The sequence below is a fragment of the Microbacterium sp. bgisy189 genome (assembly GCF_965345345.1).
In the GTDB taxonomy this organism is placed as follows: Bacteria; Actinomycetota; Actinomycetes; order Actinomycetales; family Microbacteriaceae; genus Microbacterium.
In genome coordinates, this window is record NZ_CBDRMZ010000003.1 from 14,635 (window position 1) to 41,379 (window position 26,745).

Here is a 26,745-nt window from a genome sequence, read left to right on the forward strand (position 1 = left end):
CAAACACGAACTCCCCCGGTCGATGACCGAGGGAGTTCAGGACTGTCTCAACACAGTGCGCGCCTCGAGGGACTCGAACCCCCAACCTTCTGATCCGTAGTCAGATGCTCTATCCATTGAGCTAGAGGCGCCCGGCCGATTCTTTCGAAGGCCAGCGTCCAGAATACATGACCGTTGCGGATCAGACGAATCGAGCCGCTCGGGCGTCTATTCGAGTTCGCCGGGGTCGATGTCGGCCGACGAAGCCTCGAGCACGGGGCCCGGTTCGACACCCTGTTCACGCAGTTCGGACTGCTTCTGCGAGCTGCGGCGATGTGCGCGCAGCTTGGGCAGATCGACCAGCCGCAGGGCCTGCATGCGGGCCGTGCGCATGCGTTCGTAGTCGGGCTCGAGATCGGGCCGGGCCGCCTCGATGCGCAGGGTGCGGTCGATGTTCTTCGAGACCTCACCCCACGCGGCATCCCGCGCGTCGGCGATCAGTTTGCGCAGTTCGTCGTCTTCGGCGGCGCGCTTGCGCAACTCGGCGGCGACGTGCAGCGACTGCTTCTGCCGCCGCCGCAGATTGCGCACGTCGCGGCTGCGGTAGTCGTGGGTGCCGTCAGAGTCCGCGTGCCGCCCCCGGGCCGCCTTGCGCTCGCGCTCGGTGCGCGCGGCATCCTGCTCTGCCTCGTCTGCCAGCGCGAGCAGTGCTTCTCGTGCGTCGCCGAGGAAGCGGTCGGCGTCGAAGTCATCTCCGTCGACGAGGATGTGCACGAGGATCTTGTTCTTGAGGCTCAGCCGGGTCGCCGCAGACGCGATGTAGAGCCCCTCGGCGACGACATCGCGCGTACGGGCACGCTTCTGCTTCTCGGGCACGGGATCCTCCCCCTCGATCCTACGGGCGAGCATCGACGAGAATCGAGGGATGCGACCTCTCGATGTCCGCGGCGCGACCAGTGTCATCACCGGTGCGGCAAGCGGCATGGGCGCCGCCGTCGCCCGACAGCTCGCCGCGCGCGGGGCACGCGTCGCCCTGGTCGACCGCAACGCCGACGGGCTCGCGGCCGTCGCGGCATCCCTCTCGGGCACCGGGCACACGGTGCACGTCGTCGACCTGACCGATGACGACGCCGTCACCGCACTCGCGGGCGACCTCATCGCCGCCCACCCGCGGTTGCAGACCCTCATCACGTGCGCCGGTTCGTCGATGCTCGGCAGCATCGACCAGCTCACGATGGCCGAGATGCGCTGGCTCATGGACGTCAATCTGTGGGGCACCGTCAACATCACGCAGGCCCTGCTGCCCGCGCTGCGCCGCGAACCGGCCGCGCACATCACCCACCTCGCCTCCGTCTACGGGCTGGCAGCACCCGCCGGTCGCATCCCATACGCGATGAGCAAGTTCGCCGTCCGCGGCTTCAGCGAGGCACTGCGGCACGAGCTCGAGGGCTCGTCGGTGAGTGTCGGGGCGATCTACCCCGCAGGCGTGAAGACGGGCATCATCCTGCACGGCCGCTACGCCGCGGCGATCGATCCGGCCGTCGCCGATCGCGCCGCGCAGGCACAGGCGCAGATGTACCACACCGAGCCCGCCGACGCTGCGCGCACGATCGTGGATGCCACGGTGCGACGGCGCGCACGCACCATGCTCGGACGCGAAGCCAGACTGGTCGATCTGCTCGCGCGCCTCACACCGACGCGGTACTGGTCGGCCATGCGGCGCCCCATGAAAGAGGCCATCGACACGACGACGCCGATCTGAGACTCCTACCCGGAGGCTATGCGCGTCATAGGGTTCGCATAGCCAGTGGCCCCTGAATGGACACCAGACATTCACCTCTGGAGTTCTCATGGATCAGTTCGCCATCATCGGCCTCGACCTTCTCGCCATCGCCCTGCTCGCCTTCGGCGTGTACTACCCCCGCCATCGGCGGCGTGACCTCGCGATCGCCTTCGTCGGCGTCAACGTCGGCGTGCTGGCCGTGTCGATGGTGCTCGGCTCCTCGACCGTCAGCGCGGGCCTCGGCCTCGGCCTGTTCGGCGTGCTGTCGATCATCCGACTGCGCTCGCGAGAGATCGAGCAGAGCGAAGTCGCCTACTACCTCGCATCGCTCGCGATCGGTCTGATCGCGGGCCTCTCGGGCACCCTCACCCTCATCTCGGCCGGCCTGATCGCCCTCATCGTCGCGGTGATCGCGATCGTCGACAGCCCCGCGCTGCTGCGCCGCTCCCGCGAGCAGGCACTCGTGCTCGACCGCGCCTACACCGACGAGACCGAACTCTTCGACGCCGTCGAACGCGTCATCGGGGTGCGCCCCCACGTCGTCTCGGTGCGCTCGCTCGACCTCGTCTCCGACACGACCCTCGTCGACATCCGCTACAGCGCGCCCCGTGCGGGAAGCCGGTCGGATGCCGCCTCCTCCCCCGCTGTCGCCGAGGTCGGTGAGGTCACCGCGACCCGCGCGGGCGCCAGCGCCGCAGGCCAGGCATCCCGCGCAGCCGCCACGCTCGAGGTGACCCGATGAACGCCCTCGCCCACCTCGACGAACTGCGCACCATCGACCTCGAGGGCCTCAACAGTGCCGCCCAGCTGCAGACCCGCGTCGACCGGAAGTACATCATTCCGATGCGGAGCCTGCCGGGCGTGCTGAGCGAGCTGCCCGTCGGCGCCGAAGTGCTCGACATCAACGGCTCGACCGCCCTGCAGTACGCGTCGCAGTACTTCGACACCCCCGAGCTCGACAGCTATCTCGGTGCCGCACGCGGCCGCCGCCGCCGGTTCAAGGTGCGCGCCCGCACCTACGTCGACTCCGGCGGGTCGTTCCTCGAAGTGAAGACCCGCGGCGGACGCTCGGCCACCGTCAAAGAGCGTGTGCCCGTCGACGGCGACACCCTCGACGACGACGCCGTCACCTACGCCGGAGACCTGCTGGCAGATGCCGGCATCCCCCGTGCCGCCGACCTCGCAGAGCGGCTCGAACCGGTGCTCGTCACCCGCTACCGCCGCGCAACCGTGCTCCTGCCGGCGGTGGCGGGTGGCGACGCCTCACGCGGCACGATCGACGTCGACCTCACCTGGATCGGCGCCGACGGCAGCACGATCGAACTGCCCGGGTCGGTGATCGTCGAAACCAAGTCCGGTCAGCGCCCCGGCGCCCTCGATCGTGCACTGTGGCGAGGCGGGCATCGCCCGGCATCCATCTCGAAGTACGGCACCGGCATGGCAGCCCTCGACCCCGCGCTGCCGTCGAACAAGTGGCGTCGCGTGCTCACCCGGCACTTCGCGGGCAATCCGATCTGACGGGCCGCGCGAACAACCTCCAGACGCGGCACACGCCGCGCACGAACCAGGAGGTTTCTCATGCGCACGTCTCCCAACCGACTCGTCGCGACGATCTTCGGCGCGGTCTACCTGCTCGTCGGTCTGCTCGGCTTCGCCGTGACCGGCGGCGTCGGATTCATCGCCACCGAGGGCGGCATGCTCCTCGGCATCTTCGAAGTCAACCCGCTGCACAACGTCGCCCATCTGCTGATCGGCGCCGCCCTGCTCATCGCAGGACTCGCCTCACCACGGGCCGCCAAAACGGTCAACACGATCGTCGGTGCCGCCTACCTGCTGCTCGGTGTCGTCGGGTTCTTCATCGCCGACAGTGCGCTCAACGTGCTCGCCCTGAACACGTTCGACCACTTCCTGCACCTCGCCAGCGCCCTCGTGCTGCTGGGTGTCGGCATCGGCGCCGAGCGGACCACGCGCACCACGGTCGCGGCATGAGCGAACGCACCGTGACCGCTCCCACGGTGACATCGGGCGCCGTGCGCCCCTGGGCGGCGATCGCCGCCTGGGGCGCCGGCCTCGTGCTCGGCGCGCTCGGTGCGTCCGCCGTCACCGCCGCAGATCCAGCCCTGCGTGCGTCGGGCGTCGCTGTGCTGATCGCGGCCGTCGCAGCCATCGCGTGGGGCGTCGCGACCCTCGCCGCCGGTCGCCCGGTGCGCCCGGCCGCAGCCACGATCGGCGCCGTCGCCGGGCTCGTCGCCCTCGTGGCGCTGCTGGCCGCCTCGAACGGCACCGAAGGGCTGCCCGCCGCCGGCGCCGCAGCCGTGCTGCTGCTCGCCGTCGCCGCGGCAGCAGGGCTGACGCTGCGCGAGCGCGCGGCATCCACCCCTCGGCGCAGCCGCTCAGCCGTTCCCGGCGTGCTCATCGCGGCCGTCGCGGTCGCCGCGATCGCGACCCCGGCGCTCGGTTCAACGCAGGCGGGGCTTGCCGCGCCCGATCACTCCGAGCACCGGGTCGAGACGCACGACGGGCACTGAGCCCCGACTCAGATCGCGGTGATCGTCCAGCCGGCGTCGAGGCTCGCACCCGGTTGCAGCACCTGCAGACCGGTGTCGAACGGGTAGTTCGCGTCGTTGAACGCGTCGGGCGCACACGTCATCGGCTCGACAGCGAGTCCGACCCGGTTCGGCTGACGGCCGTTCGGCAGGTCGGCGGTGTGGATCTGCACCCACGGGCACCGCGCATCCCACGTCATCGCGACACCCGAACCCGACGCGTCGGTCACCCGGACGGTCGCCATGCCGTCGGCGTCGCGGGTCAGCCCCGTGTACGCGTGGTCGATCTTCACCTCACCCAGCACCCGCTGCTCACGCCAGTCGAACCGCTCGGCGTCGAGGTCTGCGGCTGCGTGCAGCGCCACCGGCGAGAGCCGGTCGGGCGTCACCTCGATGACATCGGATGCCGGCAGCTCGAGCGTCCACTCATCCAGCGGCGACGTGCCACCCACGAGGTACGGGTGGGGGCCGGTGCCGAAGGGGGCCGCCGACGCGCTGAGGTTCGACGCGCGCACCGACTGGGTGAGGCCCTCCGCGGTGAGCGAGAACGTCGTCTCGAGGAAGATGCGCCACGGATACTCCCGACGCGGCTCGATCACCGTCGCGAGGGTCACCTCGGTCTGCGACTGCGCCACCGGGGTGAACTCCTGCCACATCACGAAGCCGTGCAGCGCCTGCTGCCGGGCCGGCTCCGTCAGCGGCAGCACGTAGTCCACGCCGTCGAACGAGTACTTGCCGTCGACGACACGGTTCGGCCACGGTGCGAGCAGCACGCCCCGCGAACCGGGCCGCACCTCATCGGCCTGGAACGGCACGACGAGATCGCGACCGCGGAAGGTGAGCGTACGCAGCGACGCACCCACCGAGGCGATGTCGGCGCGGTAGTCGCCTGCTTCGAGTGTGTACTGCGTTCCGGAGAGCGGTGTCATCAAAATCCCTGGGCGAGTCGGTAGTAGGCCTGGTTCCAGCGCAGTTCGCGCTGGAACGAGCGCGTGGTCGTGTCGTCGTCGATGACGAGGAGTTCGGTCTTCGCGATCTCGGCGAAGTCGCGGAACACCTCGATGCCGACGGCCGTCGTCATCACCGTATGGTGCGCGGCCCCGGCGGCGAGCCAGCACGCCGCGCTCGTCGCGAAATCGGGCGCCGGCTTCCACACCGCGCGCCCCACCGGCAGGTTGGGCAGGTCGGGGCTCGTGACGTTCTCGACGACGTTCGCGACCAGGCGGAACCGGTCGCGCATGTCGCTCATCGCCACCACCAGCGCGGGGCCGGGGTCGGCGGTGAACACCAGACGGACGGGGTCTTCCTTGCCGCCGATGCCGAGCGGATGCACCTCGAGACGCGGGCGCTCGGTGGTCAGCGACGGCGAGACCTCGAGCATGTGCGCGCCGAGGATCTTCTCGTCACCCGGTGCGAGGTCGTACGTGTAGTCCTCCATGAGGCTCGCCCCGCCGGGCAGCCCCGCCCCCATGACGTTCGCGACGCGCACCAGGATGGCGGTCTTCCAGTCGCCCTCGGCGCCGAACCCGTACCCCTCGGCCATCAGCCGCTGCACCGCGAGGCCGGGCAGCTGCTTGAGCGCGCCCAGGTCTTCAAAGGTCGTCGTGAACGCCCCGAACCCGCCCGCTTCGAGGAAGGATCGCAGGCCCAGCTCGATCGCGGCGCCGTCACGCAGCGACTGGTGTCGCTCGGCGCCGGGCAGCAGCTCGGGCGCGACGTCGTATTCGTCGAGGTAGACCCGCACGAGCGCGTCGACCTCGGCATCCGATGCCTGCTCGACCGCCTCGACCAGGTCGTTCACACCCCACGTGTTCACCTGCACGCCGAACGCGAGCTCAGCCTCGGTCTTGTCACCCTCGGTGACGGCGACGTAGCGCATGTTGTCACCGAAGCGGGCGAGCTTCAGGGTGCGGGCCGCCTGCCAACCCGCGGCGGCGCGCTGCCAGTCGTCGATCTGCTGCACGACGGCCGGGTTCGACACGTGCCCCACGACCGTCTTGCGCGAGACGCCCAGGCGGGTCTGGATGTATCCGAACTCGCGGTCGCCGTGCGCGGCCTGGTTCAGGTTCATGAAGTCGAAGTCGATGTCTGCCCACGGCAGTTCGACGTTGGCCTGCGTGTGCAGGTGCAGGAGCGGCTTGCGCAGCGCGTCGAGGCCCGAGATCCACATCTTCGCGGGGCTGAACGTGTGCATCCAGGCGATCACGCCGATGACGCTGTCATCCGCGTTGGCGTCGAGGGCCAGGCGGCGGATGCTGTCGGCGTCTTTCAGCACCGGCATCCACTCGACCTTGACCGGCAGCCCCGCGAGCCCGGCAGCGACGGCCTGCGACTGCTCGGCGACCTGGCGCAGCGTCTCTTCGCCGTAGAGGTTCTGGCTGCCGGTGACGAACCAGACCGTGTACTGGTCGAGGCTGGTGGTGAGCGTCATGGCGTGTCTTCTTTCATGGTCAGAGGGCGGAGACGGCGGCGGCTTCGACGGCGAGGCCGGCGCGGTAGCGGGTGAGGTAGGTGGCGAAGCCCGCGACATCGGCAGGGTCGGGGTCGGCGACGGTGACGGGCGCCGACGCGAACACGGTCTCGTCGAGATAGACAGGCAGGGGGCGGTCGGTGTGCGCGAGGTACGAGGCGAGCACCGCGATGCCCCACGCGCCACCCTCGGATGCCGTCTCGCCGACAGCCACGGGTGCGTCGAGCGCTCCGGCCAGGAACCGCTGCGCAATCCCGGCCGTGCGGAACATGCCGCCGTGCGCATACATCCGGTCGAGGGCGACGCCCTCCCCCGCGAGAACCTCCATGCCGAGGGCGAGCGTGCCGAACACGCCGTAGAGTTGTGCGCGCATCGCATTGCCCAGCGTGAACGCGCTGTCGGGCGTGCGCACGAACAGCGGCCGCCCCTCGGTGAGCCCCGCGATCGGCTCGCCGGCGAGGTGGTTGTAGGCGAGCAGTCCGCCCGCGTCGGCGTCGCCGGCGAGCGCTTCGCGGAAGAGCGTGTCGTACGCGGCATCCGCGCCGACCGGGGTGCCGACGGCCTCGGCGAACCGCGTGAACATGCTGACCCACGCGGCCAGCTCGCTGGCGCCGTTGTTGCAGTGCACCATCGCGACGACATCGCCGACGGGCGTGGTGACGAGGTCGAGTTCGTGGTGCACCTGCGTCAGCGGCCGTTCGAGCACGACCATCGCGAAGATGCTGGTGCCGGCGCTCACGTTGCCGGTGCGGGGCGCGACGGCGTTCGTGGCGACCATGCCGGTGCCGGCGTCACCCTCGGGCGGGCACAGCGGGATGCCGGGCTGCAGCGTTCCGGTCGCATCGAGCAGCGCCGCCCCTTCGGCGGTGAGCGTGCCGGCATCCGCACCGGCCGGCAACGACTGGGGCAGCAGGTCGCGCAGGCCCGGGATGCGACCGGCGGCGTGGGCGTCGTAGCGGGCGACGAGATCTGCGTCGTAGTCGGCGGTGGCAGAGTCGATCGGGAACATGCCAGACGCGTCGCCGACCCCGAGCACGTGACGGCCGGTGAGCGCGCGGTGCACGTAGCCGGCGAGGGTCGTGATGCTCGCGATCTGCGACACGTGGGCCTCGCCGTCGATGACGGCCTGGTGCAGGTGCGCGATCGACCACCGCAGCGGAATGTTCACGCCGAGCAGATCGGTGAGCTCGGCGGCGGCAGGACCGGTGTTGGTGTTGCGCCAAGTGCGGAACGGCACGAGCAGGTCACCTGAGGCATCGAATGCGAGGTAGCCGTGCATCATCGCCGAGACACCGAGGGCGCCGACCGTGCGCAGCGGCACGCCGTAGCGGTCGGCGACGTCGGATGCCAGTGCCGCGAACGCGGCCTGAAGTCCTGCCCAGACCTCGTCGATCGGGTAGGTCCACAGCCGGTTCTCGAAACTGTTCTCCCACGCGTGGTCGCCGACGGAGAGCACATCTGACGGGTCGGCGCCGATGAGGCAGGCCTTGATGCGGGTCGAGCCGAGCTCGATACCGAGGCTCGTGCGGCCTGCGGCGATCGCCTCGCGCACGTCGTCGGTGCGGGTCACGGGTTCCTCCATTGGTCTCGTGCCGTGAAGACGTAGCTATGTTACCGGTAACACGCTGTGGATGCCAGCACGACCGCCCGCACCGATCAGGCCCGTGCCGTCGAGGCGCGCACGACGAGCCGCGCCTCGGCTGCGGCGGGCGCGGCACCACCGGAGGTCAACGCCTCGATGCAGCGCCGGGCCTCTCCCGCCACGTCGAGTCGTACCGTCGTCAGCGCGGGACGATAGAACGCGGCGTCGGGGTTGTCGTCGAAGCCCGTCACGCTCACGTCCTCTGGCACGCGGATGCCGAGGGCATCGAGCCCCGCGACCAGCCCGAGCGCCATTTGGTCGTTGCCCGCGACGATCGCGGTCGGCGCGTCCGGTGTGCGCAGCGCGTCGGCGATCGGGGCGGCGAGCGCTGCGCCCGAACGCGCCGACCAATCACCCTCCCACACCCCTCCGGGCTCGAGCCCGTGCCGTGCAAGCGCCGCCGTGACGCCGCCGGCACGCGCGGCCGCTTCGACCCACGCGCCCGGCCCGCTCAGGTGCGCGATGCGGCGGTGCCCCTGTTCGACGAGGTGATCGACCGCGAGCGCGATGGCCGCCGATTGCCCACTCGCGTCGCCGTGCAGCGAAACGAGCGGCACGCCGAGCTTCGCCGCCGCCAACTGGTCGAGCGTGCCGGCGTGGGGCGCGACGACGACGATGCCGTCGACCCCCTGCACCAGCAGATGCTCTGCCGCTGCGACCACGGCATCCGTGTCGGCGCCGTCGGCGTACGCGGTCGAGATCCATCGCCCCGTCACGCGGGCCGCCGCTTCGAGCGCCGCGATGCCCGCCGCCGGGCCGAACAGATCGGAATCGGACGCGAGCACCCCGATCGTGCGGGTCGTGGCAGTGCCGAGCGCGCGGGCCGCGTTGTTGACGCGATAACCGAGTTCGGCCATCGCGACCTCGACCCGTTCGCGCGTCTCGGGGCGGATGTGCGGGTGATCGTTGATGACGCGCGACACCGTCTGCGTCGACACGCCCGCCGCCGCCGCGACCTCTCGCACACCCACCCGTGCGCGCGGGGCCGCCTCGGTCGTCTCGCTCATGATCGACAAGGCTAGCGGCCGGTGCGGCCACTCACGCCCTGCGCGTAACTCCTGAGTTTTCGCCGCCGGGCACCCAGAATCGGGGCCTTTCGGGGGCTCGGAGACCAAAACTCAGGAGTTCGGCACGCGGTGGCGGCTTGTCCAGAGCGCTCAGGCCACACATGCCCGGACATCCTCGACTCGACATCGCCAAGCGCCCCTTGCGCGTAACTCATGAGTTTTCGCCACCGGGCGCCCAGAATCCGGGCCTTTCGGGGGCTCGGAGACCAATACTCAGGAGTTCGGCACGCGCGGGGCACGCGCGGGGCGTACCAGGCGGGGCGCGCCGGACGGCGGGTTACTCCTCGATGGGACCGAGGAGTGGCGCGGGCACGAAGCGGGCGACCGGGTCGGGCGCGTCGGCGAGTTCGATGACGACCAGCGTGTTGGCGCCGGACTTCGTCGCCGGGGCGGGCACGTACAGGGTTCGCTGCGGTCCAGTGCGGTTGTAGCGGCCGAGCACGAAGCCGTTGACGACGGCGTAGCCGGTGCCCCATCCGGTGGTGTCGAGGAACAGGTCGGCCGGCTCGTCAAGATCGAACGCGGCCCGCAGGCAGGTGCGGCCGGCACGCGCCGGCCCGTCGGATGCCGCAGCTTCGAGCGCGGCGGCCGCGATGGCGTCGAGGTCGATCGGGGTTGCCGTCCACTCGGTCGGCTCGATACCGCCAACGCGTACGGGACCGATGAGCCCCTTGGGCTCTCCGATGCGCTCGTCGTAGTTGACGCGGCCTTGCTCTTCGACGAGCACCCGCAGGGTCCGACCCGGCGGGATCGGCAGCGAGCGCTCACCGTGCGTGCGCGAGAGGGCGCCGACCGGCGTGCCGTCGACCTCGATCCACGCGCGATCGCGCACCTCGCCGGCTTCGAAGCGGCGTGCGCCGTCGCCCGCGGGCAGGGTCGCTTCGTAGCGCACGAGGGCACCGGGGAAGGCGAGGTCTTCGAACGTCGGCGGCACGGTTCGCACCGTCGTGTCGGTGGGCACGTCGCCGATGAGGTCGCCGACGTCGGCGAGTTCGACCTCGAGCGCCGGTGCCGGGCCGGATGCGGGCGGCACGTCGTCAGGCACGGGGGCGTATCGGGCGATGACGTCGCGGAACGCCCAGTACTTGTCGGTGGGGCCGCCGCGCTCGTCGAGCGGGGCCGAATAGTCGTACGACGTCGTGATCGGCAGGTAACGCCCCTTGTGGTTGGCGCCGTTCGTGAGGCCGAAGTTGGTGCCGCCGTGGAACATGTAGAAGTTCACCGACGCACCCGCCGCGAGCAGGCTCTCGAGTTCGGCGGCCGAGACCGCGGGCGTCGTGGTGTGGTGCACGCCGCCCCACCAGTCGAACCAGCCGTCCCAGAACTCGGCGCACATGAGCGGCCCGGTCGGCTGGTGCTCGCGCAGCGTCGCGAGCCGTTCGGTCGCGCGCGATCCGAATGAGCCGGTCTTGTGCAGTTCGGGCAGCGAGCCGTCGCCGAGCATCTGCGGCGTGGGCTGGTCGATCGTCGTCAGCGGCACCGTGATGCCGGCATCCCGCGTGATGCGGACGAGTTCGGCGAGGTAGGCCTTGTCGGCGCCGTACGCGCCGTATTCGTTCTCGATCTGCACGAGGATGACGGGTCCACCGTTGTCGATCTGCCGCGGCGCGACGATCTCGTACACGCGCTGCAGGTATCGCGTCACCTCGGCGAGGTACGTCGGCTCGGAGCGGCGCAGGCCGATGCCCGGGATCGCGGTCAGCCAGGCCGGCAGCCCGCCGTTCGCCCACTCGGCGCAGATGTACGGCCCCGGGCGCACGATGGCGTGCATGCCTTCGGCGGCGACGAGGTCGAGGAAGGCCGCGAGGTCGTTGGCACCCGTTGCATCCCACTGCCCGCGCACGGGCTCGTGGGCGTTCCACGCGACGTAGGTCTCGATCGTGTTGAGGCCCATCTGCCGGGCCTTGCGGATGCGGTCGGCCCACTGCCCGGGGTGCACACGAAAGTAATGCAGCGCCCCCGAGAGGATGCGGTGGGGGCTGCCGTCGAGCAGAAAGTCGGTCTCACCGATCTCGAAACGGGTCATGCGTCAATCCTGGCGGGTGTGGATGGGCGGTCGGGTCAGACACTCAGCCGCGGCGCGCGGCGAGCAGCCCGGCGAGTTGCTGCAGCTGGGTCTCGTCCTCGAGCGCCGATCCGACGGCGACGACCCGCACACCGGCATCGAGGAACTCGGCGGCGTAGCCGGCATCCATCCCGCCGGTCGCGATGAAGCGCGCCTGCGGGAACGGCCCGCGGATGTGGCGGAACCACGCCGATCCGAGCCACTGCGCGGGGAACGCCTCCAGCCCGGTGAGCCCGAGGCCGAGCGCCGCCTGCACTTCGCTGGGGGTGGCCTGCTCGCCAAGCGCATCGCTCACCCCGACCGCCCCGCACACCGCGTGCAGCTGAGCCCCCGGCTCATCGTGCGCGACACCACGGCGGCGCCGCGCGCCTGACGGCGCCTGGCGGGTCGGTCCGGTCGAGCGCAGTTCCGTCGAGCGCGGTTCAGCCGAACACGGTTCAGCCGAGTCCGGCGCGCCAGTCGGCGAGCAGGCGGGCCACGGCACGCGTCTGCACCCACGGCATTTCGGGGACCTCGGTGCGACCTTCGAGCAGCGCGAGGATGACGGCATCCGCCTCGGCCGCCATCGGCTCGACGGTGCCGAACGTGAGGGTCTCGACCGACCCGTCGGCGCGGCGCAGCGTCGCGGTGTCGGTGCTGGCGGTGCGACTCCCCCACGCGTTCGGGATCTCGAGCACTGCCTCGTCGCCCGTGATCCGCGCGGCGCGGGGCGTGGGCTCGACGATCGAGGTGTGCACGTGCGCGTCGACGCCGCCGATCCGAAGGGACGCGGTCGCCGTCTCGTCGACCCCCGTCGGGCCGATCACACCTGTCGCGTCGACCACGGCCGCCTGCTCGACCGGCGCGCCCGCCCAGGCCGCCACACCGACGGCGAGCGAGACCGGGTAGCAGCCGACGTCGAGGATCGCCCCGCCCGCGACCGCGGGGTCGAACAGGCGCCCCGTGCGCTCGGCGGCCGCGAACCCGAGTTCGGCATCGACCCGCTGCACGGCGCCGAGCGCCCCGCCCGCGATCAGCTCGGCGAGCGCTGTCGGGAAGGGACCGAAACGGTACTTGAACGCTTCGAGCAGCGGCATCCCGGTGCGCGCCGCGACGTCGAGCACGGCGTCGGTGTCGGCGGGGGTTGCCGTCAGCGGCTTCTCGCACAGCACGCCTTTGCCGGCCTCGAGCGCTGCGATCGCGAGTTCGGCGTGGGTCGTGTGCACCGTGCCGATGTAGACCGCGTCGATGTCGTCGCGCGCGATGACCTCGTCGTACGTGCCGGCGATGTCAGCGCCGTGCTCGTCGGCGAACGCCCGTGCAGCCGCGGCATCCCTCGCGCCGACGGCATGCAGCCGACCGCGCTGCGCATGCCGCAGTCCCGCCGCGAAGTCGCGGCTGATGCCGCCCGCCCCGAGAATCGCCCACCGCGCCGTGCTCGTGTCGCTGCTGCCCATGCGCCCATCTTGCCGCGTCGCCGTGCGTTGGCCGGTGAGTCCGGGCTTCGACCATGAGTCCGCCCGTCTGAGCGGGTGACTCGCGCTGGAATCGTGGACTCAGGGGGTGGCGCCGGTCGCGACGGGGCGGTCGGACAGGTTCGACCACTGGCTCCACGAGCCGGGGTAGAGGGCGGCGTCGATGCCGGCCAGGCGAAGGGCGAAGACGGTGTGGGATGCCGTGACCCCCGACCCGCAGTACGCCCCGACCGCGCCGTCGACACCGAGGGCCTCGAACCGGGCGCGCAGCGCGGCGGGTGTCAGGAACCGTCCGTCGGTGTCGAGGTTGCCACCGGTCGGTGCGTTGACGGCGCCGGGCACGTGCCCCGCACGCGGGTCGATCGGCTCGACTTCGCCGCGGTAGCGCTCAGGCGCCCGCACATCGAGCAGGGTGCCGGTGGATGCCGCAAGCTCGGCCGCCTCGTCGGGGGTCAGTTGCGGCAGGTGGCCGGGTGCGAGGCTGATGTCGCCGCGCGCAGCCTGCACGTCGCCGGTCTCGAGCGGCAGTCCGGCCGCGCGCCACGCCGAGAGCCCGCCGTCGAGGATGCGGACCCGGGCGACCCCGGCATCCGTGAGCACCCACCAGGCCCGCGCGGCTGAGAACGACGACCAGTCGTCGTAGACGACCACCTCGTCGCCGTCGTCGAGCCCCCACCTGCGCGCCGCGGCCTGCAGGTCGGCGACGGCGGGCAGCGGATGCCGGCCGTCCGTCGGCTCACCGTGAGCAGCGAGGTCGTCGTCGAGCGACACGTACACCGCGCCGGGGATGTGGCCGGCCTCGTACTCGGGGCGCCCGTCCGGCCGGTCGAGCCGCCACCGCACATCGAGCACCCGCGGCGGCGCGCCACCGGCGAGCGCATCGGCCAGTTCGGCGGAGGTGATCAGCATCCCGTTCTCATCCATGCTCCCGAGGCTACGCCGGGGCGTTCGGTTCGCTCGCGCCGAAGTGCTGGGTCTGCGGAACTCAGCGCGCAGTTGGGCACGAATGAACAGATGGATGCCAGGTTCATTCGCGCCGTCGTGCTGCCTGTGCAGGGGCGGGGCGACAGTTGGGCGCGAACGAACGGGAGGCTACGCTCGCCCGGTCAGGCGAGCAGCCGGCCGACGAGCTCGGGCGCCGAGCCGAGCCGCTGCAGCGCGGTGGCTGCGCCGATCCCCGACGAGGCGCCGGTGACGAGGGCGCCGGCTGACATGGGGGCCTGCGCCGGTGGGTGGCCCCCATTCCATCACGCGATCGCGGTGCGGCGGGTCAGCTCGGGCTTGCGCGGCGGCACGAGCCACGACACCACCGTCACGAGCACGGGCAGACCGACGGCCAGCACGGCGAGCCACAACCAGGGCGCGTCCTGCCAGTAGCGGATCGAGGTCGACGTCTGCGCGATGCCCCACATCGGGATCTGACCGGCGATCGTCCCCACGACCGCACCGATCCCCACGATGATCGCCGCCTGCCACGCGTTGATGCGACGACGGATGCCGGTGCTCCCGCCGACTGCGGTGAGTGTCGCGTCGTCGGGTCGACGCTCGAAGCGCGCGAGGCCGAGGCAGACGGCACCGGCGCCGACCACCAGCACGACGGCGGCGCCCGCGATGAGCCACAGCCACGGATCCGACGATTCCGGTCCACGCTCGGGGTACGCGTGCAAAGCGCCGTCCGGTACGGGCGCACTCTCGGCCTCCGCCATCATCCGGTCGTAATCGGCGGTCGACTGCACCTCGTCGAAGAGCGCGATGAGCGTCGAGGGGGCCGGGTCGATGCCGATGCCCTCGGCGGTCTCGGGGGCGATGAGCGTGCCGTGCTGCACCGGGTACCCGAGATCGACATGGACGGCGTCGACCGCATGGACGCGATCCGGCCCCGGAAGGGCGTCGAGCTGAGCGTCGGTCGGATCGCCGCCGTTCGACGCATTCCACATGTCGCCGAGAGCGTCGTGGTATGCGTCGGATGACTCGCTCGTCCACTCCGTGATCGACAACGTGCCGGCCGCTGACACGAGGTACTCCGCCTCGTCTCCAACAGCAAGCGCTGCGCCGCTCCGGTACGCATCGAGCGCGTCGGTGGAAACGTCGGCCCCGAGCAGTGCGACCACGTCGTCAGGTTCGACGATGTACAGCTGCCCGTTTGCCAGCGACTGCCGTTCGAGGCATCCTGCGCATCGCTCACCCTCGGGCCAGGCGATCGAGAAGACCGGCGCCTCCGGATCGACGGCAGCGCCCGTGTCTTCATCCCACACCGGATTCTTCGGCACCGAGACGACAACCGCGCCATCCGCGTCGAAGGTGGCGACGACCTCCCGGGCGACCTCGAGAGCCGCGTCCTCATCACCGGTCGCGCTCCACATGTTGACCGACAGCGACCCGAGCGGCGCACTCCAGTAGTAGTTGCGCGTGCTGGACGCCGACGTGATCGCAACCGCAGAGAGTGCGAACGAGGCGATGAACACACACGCGGCGATCGCCGCGAACGCAGGCACGACGCGCGAGGGGTTCGCCGCGGCATCCCGCGCCGCGATGCGGGCCGCCAGGCCGAGTCGTGACAGCACCTTCGCGATCATGCTGATGATCCAGTGCCCCGCGACGAGCACCCCGATCTGAAAGACGATCGGACCGAGCACGATCCCGAACTGCAGCACGATCCACAGTGGGTTTCCGTAGTCCTGCGGTGCCCACTGCATGAGTGCGACGAGCAGCAGGCTCGATCCGACGGTGGCCGCGAGACCGCCGACGATCATGCCCACCCCGGCGAGCGGGCGCTTCGTGTTGAGCGTGGCTGGGCGCCGGGAGCCCCGCAGGGCGCCCAGCACGTCGCCGTTCGTCGCCGAGCGGGCCGGCGCGATCGCAGCGATCGTCCCCACGACCGTCGCGAACACGAGGATGCCGATGACGAGCATCCACGGAACGTTGAACCCCCACGCGCCCCAGAACCCGCCGACCGCACCGTCGTCGGTCGCGGCGATCACCCCGGCGGCCAGTCCGACACCGACCGCGGCACCGACGACACCTCCCACAACCCCGAGCACGGTCCCCTGCAGCACGACGATGCGGAAGATGTCGGGTTTGTCGGCGCCGACGCTGCCGGCGACGGCGAGGGTGCGCTGCTGACGGCGCGCGGCGACCGCGAACGCGGCGCCCGCGAGCAGCACGACAAGGTACCCGGCGAAGGTCCCGACGATCGACCCCGTGACGAGCATCGCCCACCCCTGCTGGGTGTCGGCCCGGTACTCGGTCGTTCGGGCACCAGCGGGCGGGTCGAGCGCGAAATCACGCGCGTAGATCATGAAGCCGGCGACATTGGCATCCGCCAGTTCGGCGAGGGTCGGTTGCCAGTCCTCGACGAACCAGATCGTGTTCCCTTGGATCACATCGCCCGCCGCCGCGGGCAGGAACAGCATCTGCTCGCTCGGGCGCATGTCGGCGCGGCGGATCGTGCCGGTGATCGTGAAACTCGGGCTACCGTCGGTGAGCACGACCTCGGCGCCGATGCCGACGCCGAGGCGGTCGAGTAGGCCCGGCGTGACCATCGCCTCGTCGGGGCCGGTGGGCGTCTCGCCCGTGCGATCGACGAATCGTCCTTCGAACGCGGGCGCCCAGACGTCGCCTGCGGTCACATCGACGCGGCCGATGCCGGTCGCCGTTTCGACCACGACCGAGCCATACTCCTCGACCGGGTACACGGTGCTGGCTGCGGGGATGACGCCGTCGGGATTCTCCGGCATCGGCCGCTCGGGGTTCAACGGTTGCCCGGTGTTCTGGTCGTAGTCGACGCCGTAGTCCCAGGTCGAGTCGACCGCCTGCCACCGGCTCGGGTCTTCGCCGCCGACGATCTCGACGCGCGAGGCCATCCCGCCGAGCTCGAAACCGACCTCCTGCGCACGGGTGGGCACGTGACTCTGCCAGTACACCGCCGCCGCCACCATGCCGGCGACAGGGATCGCCACGAGCAGCCCGACCAGCAGGCTCGATCCCTTCGTGCGCATCACCTGTCGGCGAGCAAGGCGCAGGTCGACCCGCAACCTCGAGCGCATGCGCCTGCGCTCCCCCGATGACACGGCCGCGGCATCCGCCTTCGGCCGCTCCAGCACCCCGGTCATCGTGCGGCCAGCAGCGTCTCGGCGCCGTCGCGGCGCGATTCGTCGACGATGCGACCGTCGCGCAGGAACACGATGCGGTCGGCCCACGCGGCGTGGCGTGCCTCGTGCGTGACGAGGATGCCGGCGGCGCCCTGGTCGACGCGGGTACGGATCATCTTCATGACCGCCTCACCGGTGACCGAGTCCAGCGCCCCGGTCGGCTCGTCGGCGAGGATGAGTCGCCGTCCGCCCACGACGGCGCGGGCGATCGCGACCCGCTGCTGCTGCCCGCCCGACAGGTCATCGGGATAGGAGGCGAGCTTGTCCTCGAGGCCGACCGAGGCAAGGGCATCCCGACCCGCACGGCTCGCTGCGCGGGCTCGGAAGCCGTCGAGCTCCAGCGGCAGCGTCACGTTCTCGAGGGCCGTGAGGGTCGGGATGAGATTGAAGTCCTGGAACACGAAGCCCAGGGATCGGCGGCGCAACGCCGCCAGCTCGCGAGGGGATGCCGTCGACAGGTACGTGCCTTCGACGATCACCTCGCCGGTGGTCGGCTTCTGCAGGCCGCCCGCGATCGACAGCAGCGTCGACTTGCCCGAACCCGACGCGCCCATGATGGCGACCAGTTCGCCTTTGTCGACCTGCAGGTCGACGCCCGACAGCGCCGACACGCTCGTCGCGCCTTCGCCGTACTGCTGTGTCACCCCTACCAGCTGCAGCACGGGCGCGGTCATGCGCCGGCCTGCACGTCGCCGCCGACCGCGGCATCCGCCTTCGCCGGTCGGCCGCGCTTGGGCCGGTCGGTCGAGAGCTCGAGTGCGAGCGTGTGCTGCGGATGCTGCGCGAGGCGGGCCTCGGTGTGGTCAAGCCAGCGGATCTCGGCCTCGGCCTGGAAGATCATCGAGTCGACGACGAGCGACCAGGCGAGCTCTTCGGCGCCGTCGGGGTTGCTGCCGGCGTACTTGGCGCGATTGAGCTCTTGCAGCTGCCGCAGCGACGAGATGCGCTGCGTGTGGATCACCTGCGCGACGTCGACGCCGGGCAGTGTGGCCGCCAGTGCGAGCTTGATCGCGAGCTCGTCGCGCGTGCCCTGAGCGCGTTCGACCGGCGAGGCGAGCCAGGTGCGCACCTCGGTGCGACCGGCATCCGTGATCTGCCAGTAGACGTGGCCTTGCTCGTCGACCTCGCCCTTCTCGACGAGCCCGTCGCGCTCGAGTCGGTCGAGCGTGTTGTAGATCTGCCCCACATTCAGCGGCCAGGTCGATCCCGTGCGACGGTCGAACTCCGCCCGCAGCTGATAGCCGTAGCACGGCCCCTGATCGAGGATCGCCAGCAGGCTCTGTCGCACCGACATCCACATCTCCCATCACCCATACGCAGTATGTAATTTCCGAGTATATGCATACTGCGCATGCAACCTCAACCATCCCACGCGGCGTAGCGTTGAGGCATGGATGCCGACCGCGACGCGAAGCTCGAAGCGGCACGCTACCGCGCCGAGCAGGCCGCCCGCGAGGCCGGATTCGCCGAGCCCGATGAGGCACCCGCCGAACCGCGCGGCACCGCGGGAACCCCGACAGCGGCCGACCGCGCGATGTACGTCGAGACCGCGATCCAGCAGGCGATCCGGCGCGGCGACTTCGACGACCTGCCCGGTGCCGGAAAGCCCCTCGAAGGCCTCGGCACCCACCACGACCCGGACTGGTGGATCCGGCGCAAGATCCAGACCGAGCAGCTCACCGGGCTCGGACCGCCGGCACTGCTGCTGCGCACCGAGCACGCAGAGTTCGACGAGCGCGTCGATGCGCTCACCCGCGAGGAGCAGGTGCGCGAGTACGTCGACGACTTCAACCGGCGCGTGGTCGACGCCCGTCGTCAACTGCAGGGCGGCCCGCCCGTCGTCACCCCATTGCGCGACGTCGATGCCGAAGTCGCCGCGTGGCGCGCCCGCCGGGCCCCGACATCCACCCCCGCTCCGGCCACGCCTCCCCCGCCGCGCCGCCGCTGGTTCCGCCGCCGCTGATAGCCCGCGAGACTTCACAAATGTCTCGTTGTGAACGATCAAAACGTGACATTCGTGAAGTCTCGCGACGCGCAGGCGCCACGCTCAGACGACGCCGACCATGTCTGCAGGCGTGTTTCCGACCGCGACGGGGCAGCCGGGCGTGCGCGACCGCTGACTCCACGAGCCGACGCGCGAGCTGATCGAGCCCGTTCTGACGCGCTCGCGCGGCGGCGTGTCCGCACGCCGCCGCGCGCGAAGCCGACGAGACTGCCGCCATGCCCGTCGTCGACAATGCGATCTACCGCGAGGGCAGGCGGGTCGCGACGCCCGCCTCGCTCACCGAGACGTTCGAGACCCGCGCCGCGCACGGCGGGTTCGCGTGGATCGGCCTGTACCGGCCGACGGATGCCGAGATCGACGCCCTCGCGGGCGAGTTCGACCTGCATCCGCTCGCCGTCGAAGACGCGAAGAAGGGCCATCAGCGCGCGAAGCTCGAGCGCTACGGCACCACCCTGTTCGTCGTGCTGCGACCCGCCCGCTACCTCGATGACCGCGAGCAGGTCGAATTCGGTGAACTGCACGTGTTCATCGGGCCCGACTTCGCCATCACGATCCGCCACTCCGAGTCGCCCGACATCGCCCGCGTACGGCGGCGGCTCGAAGAGGCCGCCGACCTCCTCGCGCAGGGGCCTGAGGCGGTGCTTTACGCCGTGCTCGACGAAGTCGTCGACGAGTACGCACCCGTCGACGCCGGGCTCGAGAACGACATCGACGAGATCGAGGAGCAGTTGTTCTCGGGCGACCCCGAAGTGACCCGGCGCATCTACGCGCTGGCGAGCGAGGTGATGGAGTTCCAGCGAGCGACGCGGCCCCTCGTGGCCATGTTCGACGGGCTGGAACGCGGCTTCGAGAAGTACGCGGTCGACCTCGAACTGCAGCGCTACCTGCGCGACGTGAAAGACCATGTTCTGCGCATCGTCGAGCGCGGCGAGGGGTTCCGGCAGCTGCTGCAGAACGCGCTGCAGGTGCATTCGACGCTCGTCGCGCAGCGGCAGAACGAAGAGATGAAGAACCTGTCCGAGACGGCGCTCGCGCAGAGCGAGCAGTCGAAGAAGATCTCGAGCTGGGCGGCGATCATCTTCGCACCGAGTCTCATCGCGGCCGTCTACGGCATGAACTTCACCTACATGCCCGAGCTCGAACAGCCCTGGGGGTATCCCGCCTCGATCGCGCTCATGCTCGCCTTCGCGGGCGGTCTCTATGCGATCTTCAAGCGCCGCGGCTGGCTCTGAGCGAGGGGCGCAGCGGCGCGAGTCGCTGCACGTGCGCCCGCAGTGACGGCGGGTCTTCGTCGCCGCGGCGCTGCACCGTCTGCACGGTGAAGAAGGCGGCGATGAGGACCAGCGCGACCATCTCGACCCAGAACACGGCCGTCGAGGCCGGCGCGAACCAGACCGCCCACACTGCGACGGCCAGATCGACCAGCAGCAGCGTCGCGATCACGATGTAGACGACCCGCTCCCACCCCGCCGCCTGGCGGGCGTCGGTGCGCCAGAACGCATTGAGGATCGCGACCGACCCCACCGCGAGCAGAAAGAGGCTTGCGGCCGCGAAGTGCACGAGCGTGAGCAGCGGCGGCTGCCCGGTCGCCGCGGGGATCACCGCCGCGACGAGCACCCCGACCCCGACGACGGCGCCACCGACGACGGCGACCGTGATCCGTCGTCGCGGACCGAATTCGCCGGGCTGCGACGGCCCCGCCTTCACCGCCCGCACGACGCCCGTCACGACGAGGATGCCCAGCACCGCGAGGTAGACGGTGACGCCGTTGACGACATCCGGGATCACCTCTTGCGGCACGCACTCGTCCCGTCCGGCGGGGCAGGTCGCGACCGCACCGGGCACGTCGGTGATCACGACACGCGTCGGAACGAGCGCGACCAGCGGCGCGAGCGGTGCCGCCAGGTCGAGCAGCGCCGACTCGATGTTGCGGCCCGACAGCGCCAGCAAGGCCATGGATGCCGCGATCAGCGCACCGACGAGGGCATTGCGTGCCGGCGAGTAGTAGTAGTGGCTGACCGAGGGCAAGATGCCGCCGATGCGCACGCTTTCGACCGCGACGGCCGCGAAGACGACCACGACGACACCCACGAGCGAGAGCCGCAACCACGTATGGGTGCGCTGCGCGACCGACATCTCGGCGGGCTCGCTCACACGATCACTCCCCCGTGAGGTCGTCTCCGGCGGCGGGCTCGGGCGGCTCCGACACGATGAACAGTCCGCCGGGCGCGTTCGCGGTCTGCGCGAGCGCGTCGACCCATGCGCGGTTCAGGCGCGGGGTGCGGCTGCCGTAGAACTTGTAGACCAGCGACGACCGGGGGTGCACCCACACGGTCGTGCGCCCGTCGCCGATGCTCGGGTCGTCGCGCCACGTGAAGTGGAACGCCTCGCCGCGGCGCAGCTTCGCACCGATCACGACCTGGAGGTGCAGCAGCGTGCGGTCTTCGACGTCGATCGACACGTTGCCTTCATATGTGAGCTTGCCCATGCACATCCTTCGTCGGGGCTACCGGGAGTGTCGCCGGTGACGTAGTAGCGTCAGCGGACGTGGGCACACTCTATTACGGCGGATCGGCGTTGCCGATCGACATCGAGGATCGCGCCCTCGCACATCTGAAGGTCGTCATCGCGACCAAGCTCCGTCGCAACGAGAGCTTCACGCTGTCATGGCGGCACACCGATGGCGGACCGGTCGGTCGATCGAGCATCTGGCTGCACCCGGCGATCCCGCTGCAATTCGACTTCGCCGACACCGAGCCGCCGACCCTCAGCCGACAGTGGATCGAGGAGCTCGCCAACTCGGCCAACACGTCGGGCGGCATCACACTCACCGAGGAGCACGTCGAGTCGGCGACGGGCTGACGACCGCTCTCAAGTGACCTCCGGCCACAGCTCCCCGAGTCGTCGCCGGATGTCGGCGCACGCCTCATCGGCACCGTCGAGCGAGTCCGGTCTGCCGCGAGCGGGGGCGACGGTGGCCATGACCCCGGCACCGCTGAGCAGCAGCGTGCAGCGGGCGAACTGTCCGTCGACGACCCCCGGAATCTCGACGACATCCGACGAGCCGCGCTGCCCGAGTTCGAACGCGTAGCGCAGCGTCGCGTCGGCGAGGTCGTCGGTGGTCTGCAGATCGAGGCCGGCGAGGTGCAGGTGCTTCATGGCCCTCCTTCCGGAAGATGCTCCTTCGGGCTCGCTCGAATCATCGCCGACGCCGGGCCGGCCGCCCAGGGCCTTGCCGCCCGCGCGCCGACCTGCTAGCTGTTGCTGGCCATGACGTTGTTGGCGGCAGGTCGATGTGACCCACCTCGCCATGTACTCTGGGACCGTGCGTTGGCAGCAGCGATTTTGTAGCCCCCGGCCGGGATATGGCCGCGGGGTCATCGACGTGCGCCAGTAGCACTTGGGTCTCCGTAGGCGCGGCCGGGGGAAGTTCTCCTCGCAGCCAGCCTTCAACCAAACGGAGACCCTCTCATGTCGCATGCCGACTATCTGACTTCTGACCAGCTCCACCGCGCACTGACGATGCGTGATCTGACCGATCCCGCGCAGGGCACGCACGCCATCCAAGCCCTCCTCGATGCGGTCGTCTCGGCGCTTCAGTCCACGTGGGGCAACACCGTCCGCTACGTGCGCAGCTCCCCGATTGTGCCCGTCCGGGAGAACTACGATCGCCTGGGCTACGAACCCGGCGACGTCACCCGGGCGCAGCGATACACCCGCTACATCAGCCCGACGGTGATGCTCCGCAGTCACACGAGCGCGAAGCTCCCTTCCGCGCTCGACGCTTACGCGGGGCATGCCGACGTCGACGAGTTGATCGTCGCCCCTGGCCTCGTCTACCGACGTGACGTCGTCGACCGCAGCCACGTCGGCGAACCGCATCAAGTGGATCTGTGGCGCATCTGTAGCGCGCCGGATATCGACGACGGCGACATGCTCACGATGATCGGCCAGCTGGTTGAGGCGGTGCTCCCCGGCGCCGAGTGGACAGTCACCGACGTCACCCACCCGTACACGCTCGGTGGCCGGCAGATCGACGTGCTCCACAACGGTGAGTGGCTGGAACTCGCAGAGTGCGGACGCATCCACCCCGACGTGCTGCGCGGCTCAGGCCTCGACCCCGCTCACTGGTCCGGGCTCGCGCTGGGCATGGGGTTGGAGCGAGCCCTCATGCTGCGAAAGTCCATCCCCGACATCCGGTACCTCCGGGCGGCAGAGCCCCGGATCGCGGAGCAAATGCTCACACTCGAGCCCTGGCAGCACGTTTCACCGCTGCCCGCGACCCGCCGCGACATCTCCGTCGTCCTCGGGGAGCATGAGGACGACGAGACGCTCGGTGATCGGATCCGCACAGCGCTCGGCGACGACGCCGACGTGATCGAGTCCGTCGAAGTGCTCAGCCGCACCCCGCACGACGAGCTCCCCGAGGCCGCTCAGACCCGCTTGGACACCCGCGCCGGGCAGGTGAATGTGCTGCTACGGATCGTGCTGCGACCCATCGATCGCACCCTCACCTCCGATGAGGCAAACAAGATCCGCAACGATATCTACCGGGCCGTACACGAGGGGCCGGTGATGGAACTGATCTGAGCGTCGGAATCGGATCATCGTGGCAAACCGCGGGCACTCCAACGCCCCGCTCTCCCCAGAAGGGCGGAGACGACTTGTCGAACGCTGCCGAACACGCCCCATCGCGCACGTCGCGGCCGAGATGGGGATCTCCCGAGCGACCGCATCCAAATGGGTCAATCGATACCGGCGCTAGGGGGACATCGGCCTCCTCGACAGTTCATCGGCGCCGACGCTGCAATCGACAGCCACACCCGGCCGTCTCATCGATCGAATCGAGACTATGCGCCGAGAGGGCAAGTGGTCAGCGTCCCGGATCTCGCACGAGCTTCATCAAGCCGGAACGCCAGTCAGTCGGCGCACCGTCACCCGGCTGCTCGCGCAGCTCGGCCTGAACAGACGAAGGTTCATCGACCCGAACGGCGACAGCAACCGCCAGCCGCAACGGATCACGGCCGAGAGGCCAGGACACATGATCCACGTCGACGTGAAGAAGGTCGGCCGAATCCCCGATGGTGGTGGGTGGCGTGTCCACGGGAAGCACAGCGAGCAGGCCAGAGCAATCGCTCGAACCAAGACCCGAGGCACCAAAGCCGGCTACGTGTTCCTGCACTCCGCGATAGATGGCTATTCGCGCCTCGCTTACACCGAAGCGCTGCCCGATGAGAGGGCCGCCACCGCCGTCGCCTTCCTCGACCGCGCCCGTGAATGGTTCGCCCGCCATGGCATCCTGACCATCGAGCGGATCGTCACCGACAACGGCGCCTGTTATCGAGCGAACGCGTTCCGCGAAGCGGTGGGCACGAGCAGACACCAGCGCATCACTCCGTACACCCCACGGCACAACGGCAAGATCGAGCGCTACAACCGAATCCTCGCCGAAGAATTCCTCTACGCCCGCACCTGGCACTCAGAGGCCGAACGGTCCACCGCACTCAACGCCTGGAACCGCCACTACAACTACCACCGACCCCACGGCGCTCATAAAGGACAGCCGCCCGCATCCGCAACTCCGGCACGCGTCAACAACGTCCTGGCCTCCTACAGCTAGCCGTCGCGGGCGCCCGGCGCCGAGCGCGACGGTGCGGAACCAGTCGGCCTCCCACTCGGCTTCGGTCGGCAGTCGGCGCCGCGCACCCCGAACGACCACGGGGTCTGGGCGGTCAGTCCTCGAAGATCTGCCCGACGGGCGCGCGCTTCTCGGCCTGGAACGTGTCCTCTGCGCGGCCGAACGCCCAGTACGCCGACAGCGACAGGTCTGCTCGCGGCACACCCCATTCACCGTTGACGATGGGGCGCAATCGCTTCATCGCCTCGCGCTCCCCGTGGGCGAACACCTCGACGGGGCCGTCGGGTGCCGGCAGCGCAGCGACGGCATCCACGAGCCGCTGCCCGTACGGCGCGACTTCGCCGTCGTCGCCGCGTCGGTGCAGCCACGTGAGCTCGATGCCGGAGGGCACCTGGAGGTCGACCTCGTCGGCGGCGCTGTCCACCTCGATGAGTGCGATTCCCGTCGCGTCTGCGGGGAGGGCTTCGAGCGCGGCCGCGAGGGCGGGGATGGCCGAGTCATCACCCAGGTAGCGCCGCTCGATGGCCTCGGGGCGCGGTGCGAACTGTGCGCCGGGACCGCTGAAGGCGATCTTGTCGCCGACGACGGCGCGCGCAGCCCACGGCCCCGCGATGCCCTCGTCGCCGTGCACGACGAAGTCGATGGCGAGCGACTGCGGGCCGACCGATCGGATCGTGTAGGTGCGTCGCGTCGGCATCTGGTGCGGCTGCAGCGTCTCTCGCAGCGCCTCCATGTCGTAGGGCGGCTCGAGGCCGAGCGCGGGGTCGGCGAACAGCAGCTTCACGTACTTGTCGGTGAGCGCGAGCTTGGCGGGGTCGGCGCCGGTGACGAACGCCGCGAAGCCGGGACCGCCGAGGTGCACGCGCACGAGGTGCGGCGTGAGCTGTTCGGTGGCGACCACTTCGAGCACGGTCTGCGCACCGCGGGCGCGGCCGGCGGGTGCGGATGCCGCGGGAACTGTCGTCATGGGTGATTCCTCCACCCACAGTCCATCAGATCACGCCCACTGCGCGGGCCGAGCGGCGTGCAAGACAGTCGTGCGGATCGTGATTCACAGCCACCGCAGAACGGCGGCGGGTACGTTCGGAGCATGCGTGCGACGCCGGAGTCTCTGACCGTCACGACCGGAGCGGGAGCGGCGACCTTTTCGCCGGAGCAGTTGCGCGCGATGCGCGACGAGTTCCAGCGCTTCCTCATGGAATACGGCTTCGGCATGCGCGAGGTCGAGACGAAGATCGGCATTCTCCGCGACGAGTTCCAGACGATGCACGACTACAACCCGATCGAGCACGTCTCGAGCCGTGTGAAGTCGGCCGACAGCATCGTCGAGAAGGTCGTGCGCAAGGGCGTTGAACCCGACCTCGACAGCATCCGTCGACACATCACCGACATCGCGGGCGTGCGGGTCACATGCAGTTTCGTGAAGGACGCGTATCGCCTGTTCGACCTGCTGACCCAGCAGGACGACATCACGGTGCTCGAGGTGAAGGATTACATCGCGCACCCGAAGGCGAACGGGTACAAGAGCCTGCACGCGATCGTGCAGATTCCGGTGTTCCTGTCGTCGGGCCGGGTCGAGGTGACCGTCGAGGTGCAGTTCCGCACAATCGCGATGGACTTCTGGGCGAGCCTCGAGCACAAGATCTACTACAAGTACGACGGCGACGTGCCCGCGGGACTCCTGGCAGAGCTCACGGATGCCGCAGGCACCGCCGCTGAACTCGACGCGCGCATGGAGCGGCTGCACCGCGAACTGCACGGCGAGCCGGGCGCATCGCCCAGGCTCACCGCCGTCTGACGCGGGCGCTCAGCGCGCCGCGTGGCCCTCGCACCACTGCGCGGCGGGCACCTGCTCGCGCACGCTGTCGACGTGCTGACCGCAGCCGTCCCAGGTCGTCTTGCCGCAGGTCGGGCAGGTCACGGGGTAACACATGGGGCATCTTCT

27 protein-coding genes, 1 tRNA gene and 1 pseudogene are annotated in these 26,745 nt (G+C 70.1%); 11 read left to right on the forward strand and 18 right to left on the reverse strand.

The window, feature by feature from the left end; translation table 11 throughout:
- Positions 1 to 58: 58 nt before the first annotated feature.
- Positions 59 to 131: transfer RNA gene (locus ACSF8R_RS05370), tRNA-Arg, on the reverse strand.
- 76 nt (positions 132 to 207) lie between these two features.
- Entirely contained in the window at positions 208 to 888 is a 681-nt protein-coding gene (locus ACSF8R_RS05375; protein WP_434810828.1) for an asparagine synthase, read from the reverse strand.
- A 16-nt stretch (positions 889 to 904) separates the two neighbouring features.
- Between ACSF8R_RS05375 and ACSF8R_RS05380 the strand changes: the two genes are divergently transcribed.
- From ACSF8R_RS05380 to ACSF8R_RS05400, 5 genes are all read left to right on the forward strand, one after another.
- Positions 905 to 1,741: an SDR family NAD(P)-dependent oxidoreductase gene (locus tag ACSF8R_RS05380; RefSeq protein WP_434810829.1), complete on the forward strand. Its 837-nt coding sequence runs from the start codon at positions 905 to 907 to the stop codon at positions 1,739 to 1,741.
- 88 nt (positions 1,742 to 1,829) lie between these two features.
- Positions 1,830 to 2,504: a DUF4956 domain-containing protein gene (locus tag ACSF8R_RS05385; protein WP_434810830.1), complete on the forward strand. Its 675-nt coding sequence runs from the start codon at positions 1,830 to 1,832 to the stop codon at positions 2,502 to 2,504.
- A complete protein-coding gene (locus tag ACSF8R_RS05390) occupies positions 2,501 to 3,280 on the forward strand; it encodes a polyphosphate polymerase domain-containing protein (RefSeq protein ID WP_434810831.1) in 780 nt (259 codons plus the stop codon). Before ACSF8R_RS05385 ends, ACSF8R_RS05390 begins: the two co-directional genes overlap by 4 nt.
- A gap of 60 nt (positions 3,281 to 3,340) precedes the next feature.
- Positions 3,341 to 3,751, forward strand: a complete 411-nt coding sequence (locus ACSF8R_RS05395; protein WP_434810832.1) for a DUF4383 domain-containing protein — start codon at positions 3,341 to 3,343, stop codon at positions 3,749 to 3,751.
- On the forward strand, positions 3,748 to 4,290 hold the full coding sequence (locus tag ACSF8R_RS05400; protein WP_434810833.1) for a hypothetical protein: 543 nt from the start codon (positions 3,748 to 3,750) through the stop codon (positions 4,288 to 4,290). The genes ACSF8R_RS05395 and ACSF8R_RS05400 overlap by 4 nt, the downstream gene beginning before the upstream one ends.
- Before the next feature lie 8 nt (positions 4,291 to 4,298).
- Here the strand turns inward: ACSF8R_RS05400 and ACSF8R_RS05405 are convergent, their stop codons facing one another.
- The 11 genes from ACSF8R_RS05405 to ACSF8R_RS05455 form a co-directional block, all read right to left on the reverse strand.
- On the reverse strand, positions 4,299 to 5,237 hold the full coding sequence (locus ACSF8R_RS05405) for an aldose 1-epimerase family protein (RefSeq protein WP_434810834.1): 939 nt from the start codon (positions 5,235 to 5,237) through the stop codon (positions 4,299 to 4,301).
- A complete protein-coding gene (araA, locus tag ACSF8R_RS05410; protein WP_434810835.1) occupies positions 5,237 to 6,739 on the reverse strand; it encodes an L-arabinose isomerase in 1,503 nt (500 codons plus the stop codon). The genes ACSF8R_RS05405 and araA overlap by 1 nt, the downstream gene beginning before the upstream one ends.
- Before the next feature lie 19 nt (positions 6,740 to 6,758).
- Positions 6,759 to 8,348 carry a xylulokinase gene (locus ACSF8R_RS05415; RefSeq protein ID WP_434810836.1) on the reverse strand — a complete coding sequence of 530 codons (1,590 nt, stop codon included), beginning with the start codon at positions 8,346 to 8,348 and terminating at the stop codon, positions 6,759 to 6,761.
- An 86-nt stretch (positions 8,349 to 8,434) separates the two neighbouring features.
- The gene (locus tag ACSF8R_RS05420; protein ID WP_434810837.1) at positions 8,435 to 9,427 is read right to left on the reverse strand and encodes a LacI family DNA-binding transcriptional regulator; all 993 of its coding nucleotides are present in this window, start codon (positions 9,425 to 9,427) and stop codon (positions 8,435 to 8,437) included.
- A 337-nt stretch (positions 9,428 to 9,764) separates the two neighbouring features.
- Positions 9,765 to 11,513 (reverse strand): glycoside hydrolase family 35 protein, encoded by a 1,749-nt coding sequence (locus tag ACSF8R_RS05425; RefSeq protein WP_434810838.1) that lies wholly within the window; start codon positions 11,511 to 11,513, stop codon positions 9,765 to 9,767.
- A 43-nt stretch (positions 11,514 to 11,556) separates the two neighbouring features.
- On the reverse strand, positions 11,557 to 11,847 hold the full coding sequence (locus ACSF8R_RS05430) for a hypothetical protein (protein ID WP_434810839.1): 291 nt from the start codon (positions 11,845 to 11,847) through the stop codon (positions 11,557 to 11,559).
- A 142-nt stretch (positions 11,848 to 11,989) separates the two neighbouring features.
- Positions 11,990 to 12,988, reverse strand: a complete 999-nt coding sequence (locus tag ACSF8R_RS05435) for a Gfo/Idh/MocA family protein (RefSeq protein WP_434810840.1) — start codon at positions 12,986 to 12,988, stop codon at positions 11,990 to 11,992.
- Between the two features lie 99 nt (positions 12,989 to 13,087).
- Positions 13,088 to 13,930: a sulfurtransferase gene (locus ACSF8R_RS05440; protein ID WP_434810841.1), complete on the reverse strand. Its 843-nt coding sequence runs from the start codon at positions 13,928 to 13,930 to the stop codon at positions 13,088 to 13,090.
- A gap of 323 nt (positions 13,931 to 14,253) precedes the next feature.
- Positions 14,254 to 17,118, reverse strand: coding sequence for an FtsX-like permease family protein (locus ACSF8R_RS05445; protein ID WP_434810842.1), 2,865 nt, complete (start codon positions 17,116 to 17,118; stop codon positions 14,254 to 14,256).
- The gene (locus ACSF8R_RS05450; RefSeq protein ID WP_434810843.1) at positions 17,115 to 17,831 is read right to left on the reverse strand and encodes an ABC transporter ATP-binding protein; all 717 of its coding nucleotides are present in this window, start codon (positions 17,829 to 17,831) and stop codon (positions 17,115 to 17,117) included. Before ACSF8R_RS05450 ends, ACSF8R_RS05445 begins: the two co-directional genes overlap by 4 nt.
- The gene (locus tag ACSF8R_RS05455) at positions 17,828 to 18,451 is read right to left on the reverse strand and encodes a PadR family transcriptional regulator (RefSeq protein ID WP_434810844.1); all 624 of its coding nucleotides are present in this window, start codon (positions 18,449 to 18,451) and stop codon (positions 17,828 to 17,830) included. Before ACSF8R_RS05455 ends, ACSF8R_RS05450 begins: the two co-directional genes overlap by 4 nt.
- Positions 18,452 to 18,547: 96 nt before the next feature.
- On the opposite strand from ACSF8R_RS05455, the gene ACSF8R_RS05460 reads away from it, so the two are divergent.
- Both ACSF8R_RS05460 and ACSF8R_RS05465 read left to right on the forward strand, forming a co-directional pair.
- Positions 18,548 to 19,120, forward strand: coding sequence for a DnaJ family domain-containing protein (locus ACSF8R_RS05460; RefSeq protein ID WP_434810845.1), 573 nt, complete (start codon positions 18,548 to 18,550; stop codon positions 19,118 to 19,120).
- 257 nt (positions 19,121 to 19,377) lie between these two features.
- Positions 19,378 to 20,394, forward strand: coding sequence for a magnesium and cobalt transport protein CorA (locus ACSF8R_RS05465; protein ID WP_434810846.1), 1,017 nt, complete (start codon positions 19,378 to 19,380; stop codon positions 20,392 to 20,394).
- Here ACSF8R_RS05465 and ACSF8R_RS05470 read toward each other — a convergent pair.
- On the reverse strand, positions 20,372 to 21,316 hold the full coding sequence (locus tag ACSF8R_RS05470; RefSeq protein WP_434810847.1) for a hypothetical protein: 945 nt from the start codon (positions 21,314 to 21,316) through the stop codon (positions 20,372 to 20,374). The two genes, ACSF8R_RS05465 and ACSF8R_RS05470, sit on opposite strands and share 23 nt — an antisense overlap.
- Positions 21,317 to 21,320: 4 nt before the next feature.
- Positions 21,321 to 21,650, reverse strand: coding sequence for an ATP-dependent DNA ligase (locus ACSF8R_RS05475; protein WP_434810848.1), 330 nt, complete (start codon positions 21,648 to 21,650; stop codon positions 21,321 to 21,323).
- A 59-nt stretch (positions 21,651 to 21,709) separates the two neighbouring features.
- Here ACSF8R_RS05475 and ACSF8R_RS05480 point away from each other — a divergent pair, with 59 nt between their 5' ends.
- Complete coding sequence (locus ACSF8R_RS05480; RefSeq protein WP_434810849.1) at positions 21,710 to 22,024, forward strand: hypothetical protein; 315 nt, start codon at positions 21,710 to 21,712, stop codon at positions 22,022 to 22,024.
- Positions 22,025 to 22,033: 9 nt separating this feature from the next.
- Here the strand turns inward: ACSF8R_RS05480 and ACSF8R_RS05485 are convergent, their stop codons facing one another.
- Positions 22,034 to 22,321 (reverse strand): hypothetical protein, encoded by a 288-nt coding sequence (locus ACSF8R_RS05485; protein WP_434810850.1) that lies wholly within the window; start codon positions 22,319 to 22,321, stop codon positions 22,034 to 22,036.
- A 312-nt stretch (positions 22,322 to 22,633) separates the two neighbouring features.
- Here ACSF8R_RS05485 and ACSF8R_RS05490 point away from each other — a divergent pair, with 312 nt between their 5' ends.
- Entirely contained in the window at positions 22,634 to 23,752 is a 1,119-nt protein-coding gene (locus ACSF8R_RS05490) for a hypothetical protein (protein WP_434810851.1), read from the forward strand.
- Positions 23,753 to 23,771: 19 nt separating this feature from the next.
- Positions 23,772 to 24,782 (forward strand): annotated as a pseudogene (locus tag ACSF8R_RS05495) (IS481 family transposase).
- Between the two features lie 112 nt (positions 24,783 to 24,894).
- Here the strand turns inward: ACSF8R_RS05495 and ACSF8R_RS05500 are convergent.
- Positions 24,895 to 25,767, reverse strand: a complete 873-nt coding sequence (locus ACSF8R_RS05500; RefSeq protein WP_434810852.1) for a siderophore-interacting protein — start codon at positions 25,765 to 25,767, stop codon at positions 24,895 to 24,897.
- 123 nt (positions 25,768 to 25,890) lie between these two features.
- On the opposite strand from ACSF8R_RS05500, the gene ACSF8R_RS05505 reads away from it, so the two are divergent.
- Positions 25,891 to 26,598, forward strand: a complete 708-nt coding sequence (locus ACSF8R_RS05505) for a GTP pyrophosphokinase (RefSeq protein WP_434810853.1) — start codon at positions 25,891 to 25,893, stop codon at positions 26,596 to 26,598.
- 9 nt (positions 26,599 to 26,607) lie between these two features.
- Here the strand turns inward: ACSF8R_RS05505 and ACSF8R_RS05510 are convergent, their stop codons facing one another.
- The gene (locus tag ACSF8R_RS05510) at positions 26,608 to 26,733 is read right to left on the reverse strand and encodes a hypothetical protein (RefSeq protein ID WP_434810854.1); all 126 of its coding nucleotides are present in this window, start codon (positions 26,731 to 26,733) and stop codon (positions 26,608 to 26,610) included.
- Positions 26,734 to 26,745: the final 12 nt, after the last annotated feature.

Bases quoted from the DNA above. Each gene is read 5' to 3' on its own strand.
- ACSF8R_RS05485 (WP_434810850.1), bottom strand. From the start codon at position 22,321: ATGAAGCACCTGCACCTCGCCGGCCTCGATCTGCAGACCACCGACGAC.
- ACSF8R_RS05390 (WP_434810831.1), top strand. From the start codon at position 2,501: ATGAACGCCCTCGCCCACCTCGACGAACTGCGCACCATCGACCTCGAG.
- ACSF8R_RS05380 (WP_434810829.1), top strand. From the start codon at position 905: ATGCGACCTCTCGATGTCCGCGGCGCGACCAGTGTCATCACCGGTGCG.
- ACSF8R_RS05450 (WP_434810843.1), bottom strand. From the start codon at position 17,831: ATGACCGCGCCCGTGCTGCAGCTGGTAGGGGTGACACAGCAGTACGGC.
- ACSF8R_RS05395 (WP_434810832.1), top strand. From the start codon at position 3,341: ATGCGCACGTCTCCCAACCGACTCGTCGCGACGATCTTCGGCGCGGTC.
- ACSF8R_RS05455 (WP_434810844.1), bottom strand. From the start codon at position 18,451: ATGTCGGTGCGACAGAGCCTGCTGGCGATCCTCGATCAGGGGCCGTGC.
- ACSF8R_RS05460 (WP_434810845.1), top strand. From the start codon at position 18,548: ATGGATGCCGACCGCGACGCGAAGCTCGAAGCGGCACGCTACCGCGCC.
- ACSF8R_RS05445 (WP_434810842.1), bottom strand. From the start codon at position 17,118: ATGACCGGGGTGCTGGAGCGGCCGAAGGCGGATGCCGCGGCCGTGTCA.
- ACSF8R_RS05510 (WP_434810854.1), bottom strand. From the start codon at position 26,733: ATGTGTTACCCCGTGACCTGCCCGACCTGCGGCAAGACGACCTGGGAC.
- ACSF8R_RS05400 (WP_434810833.1), top strand. From the start codon at position 3,748: ATGAGCGAACGCACCGTGACCGCTCCCACGGTGACATCGGGCGCCGTG.
- ACSF8R_RS05405 (WP_434810834.1), bottom strand. From the start codon at position 5,237: ATGACACCGCTCTCCGGAACGCAGTACACACTCGAAGCAGGCGACTAC.
- ACSF8R_RS05425 (WP_434810838.1), bottom strand. From the start codon at position 11,513: ATGACCCGTTTCGAGATCGGTGAGACCGACTTTCTGCTCGACGGCAGC.
- ACSF8R_RS05375 (WP_434810828.1), bottom strand. From the start codon at position 888: ATGCTCGCCCGTAGGATCGAGGGGGAGGATCCCGTGCCCGAGAAGCAG.
- ACSF8R_RS05385 (WP_434810830.1), top strand. From the start codon at position 1,830: ATGGATCAGTTCGCCATCATCGGCCTCGACCTTCTCGCCATCGCCCTG.
- ACSF8R_RS05505 (WP_434810853.1), top strand. From the start codon at position 25,891: ATGCGTGCGACGCCGGAGTCTCTGACCGTCACGACCGGAGCGGGAGCG.
- ACSF8R_RS05475 (WP_434810848.1), bottom strand. From the start codon at position 21,650: ATGGGCAAGCTCACATATGAAGGCAACGTGTCGATCGACGTCGAAGAC.
- ACSF8R_RS05420 (WP_434810837.1), bottom strand. From the start codon at position 9,427: ATGAGCGAGACGACCGAGGCGGCCCCGCGCGCACGGGTGGGTGTGCGA.
- ACSF8R_RS05465 (WP_434810846.1), top strand. From the start codon at position 19,378: ATGCCCGTCGTCGACAATGCGATCTACCGCGAGGGCAGGCGGGTCGCG.
- ACSF8R_RS05500 (WP_434810852.1), bottom strand. From the start codon at position 25,767: ATGACGACAGTTCCCGCGGCATCCGCACCCGCCGGCCGCGCCCGCGGT.
- ACSF8R_RS05440 (WP_434810841.1), bottom strand. From the start codon at position 13,930: ATGGATGAGAACGGGATGCTGATCACCTCCGCCGAACTGGCCGATGCG.
- ACSF8R_RS05490 (WP_434810851.1), top strand. From the start codon at position 22,634: ATGTCGCATGCCGACTATCTGACTTCTGACCAGCTCCACCGCGCACTG.
- araA (WP_434810835.1), bottom strand. From the start codon at position 6,739: ATGACGCTCACCACCAGCCTCGACCAGTACACGGTCTGGTTCGTCACC.
- ACSF8R_RS05435 (WP_434810840.1), bottom strand. From the start codon at position 12,988: ATGGGCAGCAGCGACACGAGCACGGCGCGGTGGGCGATTCTCGGGGCG.